A 16449-nucleotide genomic window follows, 5' to 3' on the forward strand; every position below is an offset into this window, starting at 1 on the left:
ATCACGCTCAATGTCGTGCATCTGTTCGAGTTGCAGTTTCTGTTGAGGAGTCAGTGTGATTTTCATGGTTTGTAGCATGATCCTGATTCTATTGAAAATCAAGCATCTTCAATGATCACGGGTATAAATAAGTATTAAGAGAGCTTTCTAGCCATATTCAAATTGTGTATCTCGCCAAAGGTGAAGTCATTGACTTATGTCTCGAAGGTCAAGATAAAGCCTTTAATGGAATTCGAAGAATAACCAAAGAAAGTATAATAAACTAATTATAATTCCATCTTTCATTACTTATTTTTTAATGTAATGCATTAAATAGTGAGGTTATCAGTAAGTGAGATGATAAATATATTAGCGCTTCAATAAAGCATATGCAGATTATGAGTATACTGACTTTCGTGATTGCAAAGATGGTGATAATAAGCAATCAACGATATTTCTCGAAATAAAATCTATTCAAGAAGTAAAGTCTATTCAAGAAATAAAACTTAACAAAATACGCCATATATAATCATGATATTTATTTAATGGAGTCATAAATGTTTGCAAGTCCCATTTCTGCTGAAAAAAACACACACACAAAGATGTAGAAGGCGAAAGAGCCTTTCCATCTTTCCCCGTACAGAAGGTTAGCCACTCGCCTTGTAGAGATTTACCTGCATTTCTACGACCCCCTTCGACGAAACTTGCGGATCAAGATCGCAACACAGAACGTGAAGGAATAGCTCATCCATCTACATGGATACAGTCCTATTTGGCGGGTATGACGACTGTAACTCCTCGTCGAGTAGATCAACAAAGTTTAGTGAATATAGGCATTGAAGAGCGCCATATCTCAAAAATCAGAGGGGACAATGTCAGCTCAGAAACCTTGAAAACACTGGAGAATCTTACTTTAGAGCAGCAACAGCAACTGAAAAATTTGGGGATTGTCGGTGATACATTAAGCAATTTAGTAAGCGGTGCTGGGAGTGGTTCAAAAAATCTAAAGGCAGTATTGGGTATCACGCCAGAGAAAATGGAAAAGCTAAGTACTTTTAGGATCACCCCCGACAAATTAGTTAAAGTACTCGAATATTATGGCGGTTCCAAAACTCTGCAGGAATTGCTTAATCTCACGCCAGAACAGGAAAAAACATTGAATGATTTGGGAGTGCTAGGTGATAAATTTGTCTCTATTATGAACTGCGAGGGTGCTTCAAAAAACATGCAGGCATTGCTGACACTTACGCAAGAGCAGAAGGAAACGCTGCATGATCTGGAGATCACTGCTGGCAAGTTAATTCGTGTAGTCGGACATACTGGTGGTGCTAAAACTCTGCAGGCCTTGTTGGATATTACGTCAGAGCAAAAGGTAAAGTTGAATAATCTGGATATCACAGGGGACAGATTGGTTCGCTTATTAGGACATAAAGGCGGTTTTAATACTCTACAGGCCGTGCTGGCTCTCTCGCCAAAGCAGGAGGAAAAGCTGAATGATCTGAGGATCACTGCTGACGAGTTAGTTCGTATAGCGGGACTTTCTGGTGGTTCCAACAGTCTACAGGCCGTGCTGGCTCTCTCGCCAGAGCAGAAGGAAAAGCTGCATGATCTGGGGATCGCTGTTGACGACTTAGTCCGTATAGCGGGACGTTCTGGTGGTTCCAAAAATCTGCAGTCCTTGCTGGATCTCCTACCTGAACAGAAGGAAAAACTGATTGATCTTGGGATTACTGCCAAAAACTTAGTTGGTATAGTGGGGCAATCTGGTGGTTCTAAAACTCTGCAGGTATTGCTTGCACTTACGCCAGAGGAGGAGGGAACGCTAAAGAATCTGAGGATCACTGCTGACGACTTAGTTCGTGTAGTCGGACATGGTGGTGGTTCCAAAAATCTACAGTTCTTGCTGAAACTCAGGTCAGAACAGAAGGAAGAGCTAGATAATCTGGGGATCACTGAAAAAAACTTAGTTGGTATAGTGGGACATAGTGGTGGTTCCAAAAGTCTACAGTCCTTGCTGGATCTCCTACCTGAACAGAAGGAAAAACTGATTAATCTTGGGATTACTGGCAAAAACTTAGTTGGTGTAGTGGGACATAATGGTGGTTCCAAAAGTCTAAAGTCCTTGCTGGATCTCCTACCTGAACAGAGGGAAAAACTGATTAATCTGGGGCTCACTGCAGACAACTTAGTTCGTATAGTGCGACGTGGTGGTCATTCCAGCACTCTGCCGATAGTCCTAGCTCTCACGCCTGAGCAGGAGAAAAAGTTGAATGATTTTGAGATCACAAAGGATCTGCTAGTCAACGTTGTAAGAACAACTAATCGTGCAAAAAATCTGCGGACCCTGCTAGATATCACACCGGAGCAGAAGGAAGAGCTGGATAAGTTGGAGATCACTAGTGGTGAATTAGTTAGTGTAGTCGAACATGGTGGTGATAAAAATCTGAAGGCTCTACTTGGACATCTTCCTAATTTGGATAAACGATATGCCCATCAGGCTGTGAGACTTTTAAATCAAAATGACGCTCATGCCTCTTTTTCCAATCAATACCAAGCGATGATTAAGCAAGACCGTTTACAAGATGGGGGCGATGGTCAGCGAGCGTCGGTAATTAGGTGGGCTGTGCCTCAAACCCCACCCATTTTACAAGTTAGAACAGTTGACCAGCGAGGGTCAGTAATTGTTGCTCGAGACTCTGTTATTGTTAAAAATCTGGCTCGACTACATGTGCAATCTGAACCATCAACTACACACATGGAGGTAAAACAAGAGCCAAGTTGTGAAAGTCATGACGAAGTGTGTATTGACTCTCACCAACCGCCTAAAAGGCCATTCATAGATAACGGAGCGCCCATTTTAAGAAAATCTACAAATCCATCGCAATCGGCAGTTGCTTTAACAGAGGATAGCATCAATAGCTGGAGCGTTATTCAATATGGAGCTGAGTTAAAGAAAGCTTTAAATTCGCTATCAAATGCCGGGAAAAGGAGTGAGACTAAAAGTGCTATTGCAGTTCAATGTAAAGATTTTTTAAAGAAATCAATGGAAGGTCAACATGCTGCTTGGATTAATTCATGGGCAGATACAGACGTGCCTGTAGATGATGGACCGCTGCGTGGGCAGTCCGTATTTGCCAAACGTGATATCAAAAAATTTGAAGTACTGGGGGCTTACTCTGGGATCTTGCATGAAGATGAACGCTCAGTCACTTCTGTTATGAGAAAAGAGGGATCAGCACCAGTATTGACGTATTTATGGAATACTCAATCAAAGAAGAGAAGCATCGACGCCTCTCAGTATGCGAATTCATTAGCAGCAATAAATACTGCCCATTTACCGAATAGTAAGCCACAAGAAATATTTGCTAAGCATAATAATCTTGACTGTGTCAGATTTGGTCCTAACTATGTGTTTTATGTAGCACTGAGAAATATAAATAAGAGCGAGGAGCTGCTTGTTGATTATGGACCTGACTATGAGCCATTTCAAATAAAAAAAGAGTCTATGGATGACTCGATAAATTGAATATAGGCACAGCGTTATAAGCACCATATTTTATTGTCAATACCTGTCTATCATCAAATAAAACAATAAGACTGCGCTGTTTATAAAATAAAAATGAAGGTTAATGGTACACCAAGTTAATTCTGGATATATCCTTCCTACTTGAAGTTGTAGCGGTGTTGGCTACGTTTACTCACCCAAGTCACAGAGTTTATCTATGCTCATGGGTATTCACTTACTTGCCGTCTACCTGCAACTTCAAGTAGTTTGAGTATAGCCGCTAAATACAGCATTAATAGTCTTTAAACGGCGCAGTTTCTTAAGGTTGTTGACCGCAACGCTTGATACCCTGCTTGTCGCAGTTTTTGAACATGTTTTTTCTTGTTCAACGGAAGTTTAAGTTGCAGCTAAAAGCATTGATATTTAGCGGTGAATAGAGCAACTGGTAGAGAGTGGCTCCTATCTTCTTCTACAACTTTTCAAGCCATGAGTGAAGTGGCTGAAGCTCAAGAGTTTGACCAATAACGATGGTTGGAAGTGGATACAAATTTTCATAGTATGCTTTTTTTGGTTGTTGGTTATATAATAATACTAATCAACCAAAGGTATTCGTTATGACACAATCTCTATTGCCAAATATTGTTCAGTTTGTTGGTCAAATTGATCCTTTTGACAAAATTCCCAAAGTGGCATTAAGAGAGCTTTCTAGCCATATTCAAATTGTGTATCTTGCCAAGGGTGAGGTCATTGACTTATGTCTCGAAGGCCAAGAAAAATCCTTGTATATCATCCGTACTGGCTCAATGGAGCAACGAAAAAAAGATGGTGTTTTGCGCGGGAGACTTGGTACTGAAGACCTGTTTGGTTTCACTTTTCTTGAAGGAAATGTCGATGATAATAATGGTTATAGTGCTACTGCCATAGAGAATACTCTACTCTATGTCATACCTAATTCAGCCTTACAAAATCTTTTTAAACAATTTCCGAGTAGTGCCGAGCATTTTGCATCTCAAGCTCAAGTACGATTAAAGTCAGCACTGGATGTGGTTTGGTCTAATAAAGAAAAAGGTCTGTTTATTCGTCGTGTGGAAGAAGTGGCGAGTGGACGCGTTGCTGTTGTGCAAGCTGACCAATCGATCCAGTCTGTTGCTCATGAAATGCGTGTAGTGATGCGTTCGTCTTGTGCCGTTATCTTGGAAAATGATGCCATTGTGGGCTTGATTACTGATAGAGATATGACAAAGCGGGTTATTGCCCATGCCACTCCAATCGATGCACCGATTTCAAGTGTCATGACCCATTCACCACTTACCATTAAACCGGATGATCTCGTATTGCATGCAGCTTCCATTATGATGCAATTCAATATTCGTAATTTACCCGTGGTCGACAATAATAAAGTGGTTGGATTGCTGACCACATCTCATCTTGTTCAAAACCATCGTGTGCAAGCGATCTTCTTAATTGAAAAAATAAAATACGCAGACAGTGCAAAAACATTAAGTACTTTTACCGCGGAACGCCAAGCTATCTTTGAAGCGCTCGTTGAAGGAAGAGTTTCACCTGAGACGATCGGTAAAGTCATGACAATGATTATGGATGCCTATACTCGCCGGTTGATTCAAATTGCGATTGATCAATTAGGCCCGCCACCGTGTGATTTTTCATGGATCGTTGCCGGTTCTCATGCTCGAAATGAAGTCCACATGCTGTCTGATCAAGACAGTGCGATAGTACTGGCTGACGAAGCGACAGAGAGTGATCGATTATATTTCAACCACTTAGCTATGATCGTTAGTAATGGACTCGCCAGTTGTGATTATCCACTATGCCCTGGTAAATATATGGCTGCAACGCCCAAGTGGTGCCAACCTTTGAGTATATGGAAGCATTACTATAAAAAATGGGTAGCGAATCCAGAATACGAGCGTTTGCTTAATATCAGCGTTTTTCTCGAAATCCGTACCATCTACGGCAACAGTGATTATGAACAAATGTTACGGGATGAGTTGCATAAAAACATTCGTGCTAATCGCGAGTTTCTCAGTATGCTAGTAAAAGATGCGATTAACACTAATCCGCCATTAGGGATATTCAATAGTCTGGTCCTTGAAAAATCAGGGGAAAATCGAAAAACACTGAATATCAAGAAATACGCTATTAACCTGATTATTGATTTGGCTCGTATTTATGGACTTGCGGTTGAGTGTGACTTATCCGCAACGGACGAACGATTTAAAGCCGCGAACGCCAAAGGTATTCTTAACGATGACTCTTTCAAAAACATCTTAGGGGCGTACCAATTTATTTTGTCGTTCCGTTTTAGCCATCAGTTGGTTGCTTTAAAAAAGGGTGAAGAACCCAATAATCATATCAATCCGGATCATTTTGGCAGTTTTGAACGCAAACATCTTAAAGACGCGTTTCGAATTATCGCAGATCTCCAAGAAGCGGTGAAAATCCGTTTTGGGAGTTACTAATGCTCACCTATTTTCAGTATTTTCATCCATTTGAGAGGTTAAAAAGGCGTCGTAATCACTACTTAAAAACGAGGGTGTTATCAAAATTACTAAGCAAACTAGTCACATTGCCAGAGCTCGATGTTAAGCAGCTAAGCTGTGATATTGACTTCATTGTATTGGATATCGAAACCACAGGTTTGGATTTCGAATCGGATCATATATTGTCGCTCGGTTGGGTTGAGGTATCGTGTAACAGAGTTGATCTTGGGACTTGTCAGCATATGTATGTAAATAACCAATCTCAAGTCAAACCAGAAACGGCAGTCATTAATCATATTACGCCCCAAATGTTGATAGATGGAGTGTCATTACACGATGCTATGCTGGCTTTTTTTGAAGCAGCTCAAGATAAGGTGCTGGTGGCTCACGCCTGTATTGTTGAGGCCAACTTTATTGATCATTATCTTAAAACGTATTTCGATGTATCAGGCCTGCCTTTAATTTGGCTAGATACGATGAGTATGGAAAAGCAGATGGAAAAAGCTATCAGCCATCATGAAGAGCCGGATGTTACCTTATCAGGTACACGTGTTAGATATCGTTTACCTGAATATAATGGACATAATGCACTAGCAGATGCAGTAGCAACAGCTGAGTTGCTATTGGCTCAGCAAAAGCGTCTTTCTCCCCATCATCCCCCTGCTTTTGGCTCACTTTACCGAATAAGCCAATAACTTTAATCACAGTTGTCTTTTAACTATTTTTTATTCTTACTTTATTAGGTTTCCATGAACCAAAAAACAATTACCCATGCCATCTTGTTGCTTGTGTTGGCGAATTTATTAGCTTCTTTATCCGATGTTTCTTTGAAAATGCTAAACGGAGAAGTGCCAACGTTTCAATATGTCTTTATTCGTCAAGTACTAAGCTTACTTATTATATTTCCCTTATGGTTACGTTTGCCAAAAGTGAAACGTATGAATGGTTTTAGCCAAGTGACTTTTTGGCGAGCCCAGCTCATCTTATTAGGCAGTGCGTGTGCTATGGTGGCGATCACACACTTAACATTGGCTACAGCGAATGCGATGTTTTATGTTGGACCGTTGTTGGTTTTACCTTTATCAGTGGTGCTACTTAAAGAAAACCCACCACTTGGAAAAATCATTGCCACAACCATCGGTTTTTTAGGGGTGTTGATTGTATTGCGTCCGGAGCACTTTCATTGGGCCGCCATTGTTGCTTTAGGTAGTGCGCTAGCTATTGGATTAGGTAATATACTTATCCGTCGATTACCGACTGACCAGCCATTAGTGTGCACACTGTTTTGGACAACATTGATGACTTTGCCACTGGCTTTAGTTTTGGCGGTTTATGAATGGCAAGTTATTAGTTGGCAGCACATGATGTGGATCATGGCGATAAATCTTTTTGTACTTGCGTATCATGCCTTGGTGGTTATCGCATTTAAAAAAGCCCCTGCCAGCCAAATAGCACTGGCTGAGTATTCTGGCTTAGCATTTGTCACGTTTTTTGGTGTAATTTGGTTTGATGAAATTCCCGATATTTTCACTGCCTTTGGAATAGCACTTATTGTTATACCGATGATGCCAATTCGTTGGAAACCAATGCTGAGAAGTCTTACTAGGAAAAGAAAACAACGCGTTATTGAATAACAAAATGAAAAAAGCGCTAGGCAAATGCCGAGCGCTTTTAAATGAATGCGATAGACTTGAATGTTAGAAACTGTAACTCACACCGATACGGCTGCGTAGTTCATAATCATTGTTCGTTGTCGAGCCGTCACCGATATCGAACCCGCCATTATCTTTGTAGCTGATGTAGCCAAATTCAACGTATGGAGACCATTGGCCAATTGTACGTCGAATGGTTGAATTGTATTCTACATCAGTTTCTTTATCTTTGAATAACTCGTAATCATCAGCTTTGTAGTAATTTGCTTCTAAACCAAAGCTCCATTTTTCGTACTTGTAGCCGAGATTACCAGTTAGGCGATGGCGACGTTTATCATCTGTATTATTATTTTGATACATGTCATAGCGATAACGACCGCTCAGAGTGAGTCCTTCGACATTATCAAAAGCATAAGTAACGCGCAGTTGAGGCTTATAGGTCATGCCCGAAGAACGGCCTTCAACAGGCATACCTGGGATTAATGTCCAATTGTCGTTAAGTTTAACACGGTAGCCCCAATCGAATTCCCAACCATTATTCTGTAGGTCTTCTAAAAATTCGCCATCTTTGCCTTTGAACTTTAGTTCACCGCTAAAGTAAAGATTGTTGATACTTTCGTTCATTTTTACACGCGTAGCGTGTTGCTCTGAGCTGTGTTTGTATTCATGGCGAATATCAATAGATGCAGAAAGTGCAGAGGTTGAAAGTAGGGTGGTGCACACTGCAATAGTCAGTTTATTGATTGGTTTCATTTTATGACACTCTATTTGTATTAAGATATGCTGATTATATTTGTATGGGTTAATAATGACTGTGATAGCGATCGCTCTTGTGCCTTTACGAAGAAATAAGGATGTAAAATAATATTTCAAATGCCATTTATCTTTTTATATCAATATTTTGTGTTGGTTTTGTGCCGATGGTTATTAGAGGGGGATTTTTGGAATTGTGATTCAAAGCAAGTTTTCAAGGTCTGAAATCTATCTCCATAAGTTATTTTGTAATACAAAGCTGCTTGGGTTTGACTTGTGAAATGGTCTACGAAGCGGAAATAGAGTGATATCGTTAACTTGTTACTGCTCTTCATTATCGCCAGAAAGAGGCGATAATGAAGAGCAGAAAAACAATAGTTTAGGAAATGGCAATTAGATCAGGTAGTGGGGGATTTTAATCACAGCTTTTCTTACAAGTTTGTCTTCTCCAACAGAACATAATGGTCGATGAACTTCGTTGGGATAAAAAATGACAAAATCACCGTTATTGATCGTGACAAATTGCTCATTGCTAGCCTGCTCAAATAGAGCCACATCATTTTCAAGCTCATCCAGTGCTTCGAGTTCCGGTGCTAAATCATATGTGTAACCGAGTGACTCAACGCCATCCAGCATCAGTTGCACATCGATATACTTTTTGTGGATTTCAGCTTTACGTACCGAAGTTTGTTCAGTTTTCATTTCCATTAAGATAACGAACACCTCTGGATGAGAAAGCGTATATTTTCCCGTATGGTTTTCTTTTGCAATGGCGAGTGATTCTTCAATCCAATGTTGAATTTGCGGTTGAATATAGCTTACCTGGTTTAACTTACTAATCGTACCAAATAACATAGTATGTCCTTAAATACATTGATGTTTCTGTTAGGCGTCAATGGGTATATTTAGCCTAGAGTTTTTAATATAGATATTATGGTCTTAGCGAATCGAATAGAGAAGTTCAATATCCCTCTGTGCCCAGACTTCTGCTAGGTTTTTCCTAACAGTAAATGGGCTAAAGTCAGTGCTGGTCGCAAGGTTTATCCACTGTTGATTTTGCATCGCATTTCCTGCTTTGACGTAGATAGGAGTCATTCGCTCTACACGGCGACGTTTGTCTTTTTGGGCATATGGCCATTTAGTTTGTGGGTCATTGTAGTTTGCCATCAGTTGAATCCCTTGTGCTAATGAACCGCCATTCTTATTCGTATAATGCCAGAGATCAATGCCGACTTTATCGCCTAGTTGTGCAATACCGACTAACGGATCCAAACTAAAGTAATGATAGTGGTAAGCACGAGTGCGTTGAACTTCATGTGGTTGGGAGCCATCTTTTTCAAACTGAGTATCAACGCGCATCTTTCCTTTTTGTATCATCTGTTTGGTCAGGACTTCATTTCCTAGAAAATAGGCGATACCAGCGACTTGGTAGTCATACCATGTACCATGGTTATTGGGTGAGTAGGCTTCACCTTGAGGGCCACCGCTCAAATCATCGACAATTAACCAATCTAAGTAATCGCTATACCACTGAGTAATTTGTTGTTCATCGCTCTTTGTCCACTGTGCAGACTGAGATAAAATTGCGATAGCATCTAATGTACGCTCAACCAATGTCCGTGTGTCAATGATGCCACTACGTCTGCCATCTGCAACCCCGGGAACACCTTGGCCAAAATTTACATTAGGGTTCATTTTAGTGTCTTCGTTGATGAACCACGTTCTGATGTATTCAATACCTTGTGTGGCGTATTTTTCATCTTGACTGAAATAATACGCTAGCGCTAATGCTCGTACCGAGCGGGTGAAGTGGCCAATACGCGTGGAATCGGTTTCATTTGTTTTCGAAGCCGGGTTCGTTTTACCGTCGTGGCGAATCCACGGCAGGCCATCACTTTTACCTTCGTCTGGCCACCAATAAGGACTGATACTCAAATAGTCATGTTTGTCACCACTGGGTGGAATCATCCCTTTGTCTGTTACAGTAAAAGGCCCTTCGACCATAGCGAGTTCGGCCTCTTCTAGCAGTAACTGGTAACTGTGGTTCATTGATGGCGTTACTTTGTCTGAATTTAGAATTGTTCGGTTTGTGTTGAGCGTTGCTTCATCTAAAAACACAAAATTAGCAGCAAAGCCGTTTGTCGCGAACATAAATGAACCAATGCTGGCCGCAAGACGTAGCATTTTATTCTTTTTCATAAAATAGAACCTTAAGTAGTAACGTAATACAAATATGATAAGGCAAAAAGAGGTAGGGATCTGTGAATCTTATCTAATTGCTTGCAATTATGATTCAATGTTTGACGAGTCTTGATTTCACACTTTAAATACAATGTGTTATGTATTTATCTTGGTGCTGTGTGTTTGAAGGTACGTAGAAAATGTGTTCTACATCAAGAGTTCATGATTTTTATTATTGATTTTATTTGTAGTACAATTATACTTTAGTGAAAAGAATGAACAGGCTAACCTTTTGCCATTCAAAGACCCCGTTCATTTCAGGTTTATAGCCGGTGGCTAAAGAATGATTTATTGAAGCGTTTGAATTAGCACTTCAATTGTTGCTCCCAACTTATAACTATAATGTTTGTTAGGCGTTCTAACGACGATCGAAACCTAGCAACGGATCTCCCTCGATTTACGCTCATACTGATACAGGCAGTACGAGCGTTTTTTTTATGTCATTGCATCCATATCTAAACCACAATCATTTCTAATCATACAAAAATACTTCTGCTTCTATTGTAAGTGTAAGTAATCACTATTTTAAAATAGGGATATCAAATCAAAATTTAGTATAAAAAGGCATGAAATTGTCGTTTTTGATGCGATTTCATTGAGTGAGTCGATACTTTTAACCACTTTCATATACTTGACTTAGATCACCGAACCACAATGAGGTCATGTTACAACTTAGATTTTAGTCACGCATTTTGAATATTGTACTACAAATAAGTCTGGGTGGGATTTATAGTGTGAGCATTAAACCTCATCACTAAAAAGGTCTTAAGATGGAACTCAATACTTTAATCGTAGGAATCTACTTTTTATTCCTAATTGCTATAGGGTGGATGTTTAGAACATTTACCAGTAATACCAGCGACTACTTTCGTGGGGGCGGTAACATGCTGTGGTGGATGGTCGGTGCCACAGCGTTTATGACGCAATTTAGTGCGTGGACATTTACAGGTGCTGCGGGTAAAGCGTTTAATGATGGGTTTGCGGTAGCGATTATTTTCATTGCTAACGCTTTCGGTTATCTAATGAATTACTTGTATTTTGCGCCTAAATTCCGTCAATTGCGTGTAGTTACGGTCATACAAGCGATCCGCATGCGTTTTGGTAAGCACAATGAACAAGTATTCACTTGGTCTGGTATGCCTAATAGTGTTATCTCAGCCGGTATTTGGTTAAACGGTTTGGCGATCATCGCATCGGGTATCTTCGGTTTTGATATGACTACCACAATCATTTTGACTGGCCTTGTGGTGTTAGTGATGTCAGTGACGGGTGGTTCATGGGCGGTTATTGCTTCTGATTTTATGCAGATGGTGATCATCATGGCAGTAACGGTAACCTGTGCTGTCGTTGCAGTTATCCAAGGTGGTGGTGTCGGTGAAATTATTAATAATTTCCCAGTTCAAGAAGGTGCCTCATTTGTTTCAGGTAATGATCTAAATTATCTAAGTATCTTTGGAATTTGGGCATTCTGCATCTTTGTTAAACAATTTAGCATTACGAATAACATGTTGAACTCTTACCGTTACTTGGCGGCAAAAGATTCTAAAAATGCGAAAAAAGCGGCATTGCTAGCGTGTGTATTAATGACGATAGGTCCAATTATTTGGTTTATGCCGTCATGGTTTATCGCAGGTCAAGGTATTGATTTGGCAGCAACATACCCAGAAGCAGGCAAGAAAGCGGCTGATTTCGCTTACCTATATTTTGTAGAAGAATACATGCCAGCAGGCATGGTTGGGCTTCTTATTGCAGCCATGTTTGCTGCGACCATGTCCTCTATGGACTCAGGGTTAAACCGCAACTCAGGTATCTTTGTTAAGAATTTCTATGAACCAGTTCTGCGCCCTGATGCAACAGAGAAAGAATTGGTTTTCGTTTCTAAAATTACCTCCACCGTGTTCGGCATTGTGATCATTTTGGTGGCGTTGTTTATCAACTCATTAAAAGGGCTAAGCCTGTTCGATACCATGATGTATGTGGGGGCGTTAATTAGCTTCCCAATGACAATTCCAGCCTTCTTTGGTTTCTTTATTAAGAAAACACCCGACTGGGCTGGTTGGGGCACGTTAGTTGTTGGTGCTCTGGTTTCTTACTATGTCGGTTTCGTTATTAACGCAGAAACCGTTCAGAGTTGGTTCGACTTACAACCATTAACGGGTCGTGAATGGGCCGACTTGAAAGTTGCTATTGGCTTAATCAGTCACATGGTGATCACTGGAGGCTTCTTCATGGCAACTACCTTGTTCTACAAACCGCTATCAGCGGAGCGTCAAGCTGATGTTGATAAATTCTTCGAAAACTTAGCCACGCCACTTGTATCAGAGTCTTCTGCGCAGCAGAAACTTGATAACAAACAACGCAAAATGCTTGGTTCACTAATTGCCTGTGCAGGTGTCGGTGTGATGACGATGTTTTTACTACCAAACCCGTTCTGGGGACGCATGATTTTTGTATTGTGCGGTGCGATCGTACTTGGTGTAGGTCTACTGTTGGTTAAAGCGGTGGACGATAAAATCGAGAATGCGAACGAAGTAGCGACTGAAAATTAAGTAATGGACTGACTTAATCTCTCTAAAAATTAAAGCGGCGATAAATGACTTACGTCGCTTTAACTATTTCTAAAGTGAAGATAAATATGAACAAAACAATGATTTCTGCTGCGATCGTGAGTGCTTTAGCTGTCGCATCTCTAGCTGGTTGTAGCAGTGAGCTAACCAAGAAAGCAGCATTATCAGCCACCACTTCGATTGCTGTTGCTGATATTACTCGCGATTATCTGCTTACAAGCGATCGCCATCATGTTGTCAATGGTGATCAACTGCATCAAGCCTCACAGGACCAAGTTGCAGCTCTTAAAAAGCAAATTGAAAATGCTCCTGATGGTGCGACGATTGTTATCCCCAGTGGTAAGTATGCAAACTTGGGTCAAGTTATTATCAAAGCGCAAAACATCACAGTTACCGCACAACAGCCAGGCACAGTATGGTTAACCGGTCTTGTACAATTAGAGCTTAAAGGTAATGACATTACTATCGATGGACTTGTGTTCACCGAAGGTGGCCCAAATGAGAGATTTGGTGCTGTACGTATGATGGGTGATCGCAATACGTTGAAAAATTCAACCTTTTATTACTTCAACCATGATTACACCTATGAGCCCGATGCTCGTCGTTCTGAATATCCAAAATATCTATGGGTGTCGCTGTGGGGTAAAGAAGGGAAAGTCATCAACAACCGATTTGAAGGCAAGCAAAAGCGCGGTACTTTAATTGGGGTTCAAAAAGATGAACAGCCTGATCACCACTTAATCGCGAATAACATCTTCCTTGACCAAAAGCCGAATCAGTTTAATGAATTCGATATTGAACAAGCGATCCGTTATAACGGCAATAGCTGGGAAGCGATTCGAATTGGCGATTCTACAGCGTCTCAGTTTGATTCTAGCTCTCAATTTATCGATAACTTACTGATTGATATGGATGGTGAACGAGAGCTGATTTCGATTAAATCTGGCGATAACACTATTGCAGGTAACACTATTTTTGAAAGTACTGCCTTGATTTCTTTAAGACATGGTAAAGGCAACACGGTTGAAGATAATGTTATCTTAGGCAACGGCAAGCTGCTGACTGGTGGTGTGCGCATTTATGATGAAGATCATGTCATCCGCAATAACTACATTGCAAATACACGTGGTCGTGATGGATTAATAGAAGGGAATGCTGATCTACGTGGTGGTATTGTTATCAATACTGGCATCATTGACGTAAAAAATGGTGAACGTTTAGATCAATCGGTGAAAGGGAAAGAGCTGAATAAACAGTGGACACCAAAAAATATTACGATTGAAAATAATACATTGGTTGATACTGAATGGGGCATCATCTATGGCAATCAAACTCACCGAGTCAGCCTATTTGATAACACCGAAGTCGAGGCTATATATTCAGGTGTGAATGTATCATTCAGTCATAATGTTGTTGATAATTCGACCTCTCCGGAATTTGTCAGTGTGCGTGCGACCAAAGAATATCCATTAGTCGATGCGAGATATACAGAGGAATTTTATGCGGGAACCGTGACTTCCGCAGAGAAAATTAGCCACTATTCAGTGGCACTGCCAGCAAAAACCATTGAGAATGGCTTTAACTACTATCACGGGGCTGGAGCTGATGTAAATCAATTGAAGGTGGTTACTGCACAAACCGCTGGCCCTGATTATATCCTGACTCATACCGTGAAGTAATTGCATAAGGTGGCTCCCAGAAAAAAGAGCCACTTTTTTATGCTTGAGATCATAAGAGTTATCGGGTTTATACCCAAACCACTTGAAATTGCAGGTAGGCGGCAAGTGAGTTCATCCCCATGAGCATAGATAAACTATGTGATTAGGGTGAGCTAACGTAGCCAACACCGCAGCAACTTCAAGTAGGAAGGACATGCATTGGATGAAAAATTAGGCTATGAGGGGAGATGAATAGGGTGGGAGATATATCTTTTCTAGTGATAGGTAATTTCAACTCGGGTTAAAAGATTAAATGGCCTTGCTACCAAGAATTACGCTAGCAAGGCCAGTCCGAGTTACTTCTTAAGAGCTGTGAAATAGTCGAAAATAACAGGTACGTCGTTTTTACCTAGACCTGCATCAACAGCAGCTTGTAGGTTTGCAGAAGTACCTTGTGCAATCAAAGATTCAGTGCCTAGCTCTTCACAAAGCGCAAGGAAGTAACCAAGATCTTTGTTTGCATTAGCCACAGAGAAACCTAGTTTTTCTTCACCGTCTACAGCATAGAACTTACAGAACTGCATAAACGGAGAGTTAGATGGGCCAGCTGACATAATGTCAAATAGTTGCTGGCCATCAACGCCTGCTAGTTTAGCAACAGCGAATGCTTGAGACATAGTCGCAACAGTCGTCATACCCATGAAGTTGTTAACTAGCTTGGTTACGTGACCTGAACCTAGAGCACCTAGGTAAAATACGTTTTCGCCTTGGTCGTCAAGAACAGACTTCACTTTGTTGAAAGTTTCGGTGTCGCCAGCTGCCATAATGTTTAATAGACCATCTTTAGCGTGAGCAGGAGTACGTCCCAGAGGGGCGTCGATCATGCCAGCACCTTTAGCTGCAAGGTCTGCACCAATCTTCTTAGTTGAAGCTGGAATAGAAGTACCGAAATCGATTAGAGTTTTGCCTTCAGACATTCCAGCTAGGATACCTGTTTCGCCGTAAACGACTTTTTCAACAACTTCAGACGTTGTTAGGCATAGCATTACGATATCAGATTTTTCAGCAAGCTCTTTACCAGAAGTTGCTTCAGATGCGTTGCCACGCGCTAGAACCGCTGCAATAGCATCTTTGTTTAGATCCATTACGTTAACTTCGTAACCACGGTTTTGTAGATTTTCAACCATGTTACCGCCCATAAGGCCAAGGCCAATGAAACCAATTACTGGTTTGGTCATGTTCAACTCCAAATATCTTATTGTATGATTATATGTCTTTATTGTATTCGCTCATTTGAAATTTGCAATCAAAAAAATCACCTTAACTATCCGGTAGCGATAAAATTCTTGATAAATTGAGACATGCGTAACGATTGTGTCGGCAACTATTTGAATGGTTGAGGATTGTTGGGATCGTAGAGGTATTGGCAATATTAGCTATTGTTTTGAGAGATGGTTTCTTGCCATTCTGATCCGCCCCAGCAGTTTTGGACACTGAGTTAAGTGAGTACAATCACTAACGAGGTGAACAATGACTAGTAAGAAAACTAGAATTAAACATCACCCTGAATTTAAAGCAGAAACTCTGAAGCTA

10 protein-coding genes are annotated in these 16449 nt (G+C 40.7%); 6 read left to right on the forward strand and 4 right to left on the reverse strand.

What is annotated here, in order from left to right:
• Positions 1-760 precede the first annotated feature (760 nt).
• The 4 genes from EYW48_RS19400 to EYW48_RS19415 all read left to right on the forward strand — a co-directional run bounded on the left by EYW48_RS19400 (position 761) and on the right by EYW48_RS19415 (position 7619).
• Positions 761-3505: an SET domain-containing protein-lysine N-methyltransferase gene (locus tag EYW48_RS19400; RefSeq protein ID WP_277432871.1), complete on the forward strand. Its 2745-nt coding sequence runs from the start codon at positions 761-763 to the stop codon at positions 3503-3505.
• A 593-nt stretch (positions 3506-4098) separates the two neighbouring features.
• Positions 4099-5964: a DUF294 nucleotidyltransferase-like domain-containing protein gene (locus tag EYW48_RS19405; RefSeq protein ID WP_277432872.1), complete on the forward strand. Its 1866-nt coding sequence runs from the start codon at positions 4099-4101 to the stop codon at positions 5962-5964.
• Entirely contained in the window at positions 5964-6680 is a 717-nt protein-coding gene (locus tag EYW48_RS19410; protein WP_277432873.1) for a 3'-5' exonuclease, read from the forward strand. Before EYW48_RS19405 ends, EYW48_RS19410 begins: the two co-directional genes overlap by 1 nt.
• Before the next feature lie 54 nt (positions 6681-6734).
• Positions 6735-7619: a DMT family transporter gene (locus EYW48_RS19415; RefSeq protein WP_277432874.1), complete on the forward strand. Its 885-nt coding sequence runs from the start codon at positions 6735-6737 to the stop codon at positions 7617-7619.
• A gap of 63 nt (positions 7620-7682) precedes the next feature.
• Here EYW48_RS19415 and EYW48_RS19420 read toward each other — a convergent pair whose 3' ends face one another.
• The 3 genes from EYW48_RS19420 to EYW48_RS19430 all read right to left on the reverse strand — a co-directional run bounded on the left by EYW48_RS19420 (position 7683) and on the right by EYW48_RS19430 (position 10589).
• Entirely contained in the window at positions 7683-8390 is a 708-nt protein-coding gene (locus EYW48_RS19420) for an oligogalacturonate-specific porin KdgM family protein (RefSeq protein ID WP_053312367.1), read from the reverse strand.
• 393 nt (positions 8391-8783) lie between these two features.
• Entirely contained in the window at positions 8784-9245 is a 462-nt protein-coding gene (locus EYW48_RS19425; protein ID WP_261916916.1) for a YhcH/YjgK/YiaL family protein, read from the reverse strand.
• An 84-nt stretch (positions 9246-9329) separates the two neighbouring features.
• Complete coding sequence (locus EYW48_RS19430; protein ID WP_171981597.1) at positions 9330-10589, reverse strand: alginate lyase family protein; 1260 nt, start codon at positions 10587-10589, stop codon at positions 9330-9332.
• An 812-nt stretch (positions 10590-11401) separates the two neighbouring features.
• On the opposite strand from EYW48_RS19430, the gene EYW48_RS19435 reads away from it, so the two are divergent.
• Together EYW48_RS19435 and EYW48_RS19440 are read left to right on the forward strand one after the other, a co-directional pair.
• A complete protein-coding gene (locus EYW48_RS19435) occupies positions 11402-13180 on the forward strand; it encodes a transporter (protein ID WP_053312364.1) in 1779 nt (592 codons plus the stop codon).
• A gap of 86 nt (positions 13181-13266) precedes the next feature.
• Positions 13267-14877, forward strand: coding sequence for a polysaccharide lyase 6 family protein (locus tag EYW48_RS19440; RefSeq protein ID WP_274677351.1), 1611 nt, complete (start codon positions 13267-13269; stop codon positions 14875-14877).
• Between the two features lie 335 nt (positions 14878-15212).
• On the opposite strand, the gene EYW48_RS19445 is transcribed toward EYW48_RS19440, so the two are convergent.
• The gene (locus EYW48_RS19445) at positions 15213-16094 is read right to left on the reverse strand and encodes an NAD(P)-dependent oxidoreductase (protein ID WP_171981595.1); all 882 of its coding nucleotides are present in this window, start codon (positions 16092-16094) and stop codon (positions 15213-15215) included.
• Positions 16095-16449 lie beyond the last annotated feature (355 nt).

The organism is Vibrio sp. 1180_3 (assembly GCF_029478545.1).
Taxonomy (GTDB): Bacteria; Pseudomonadota; Gammaproteobacteria; order Enterobacterales; family Vibrionaceae; genus Vibrio; species Vibrio aestuarianus.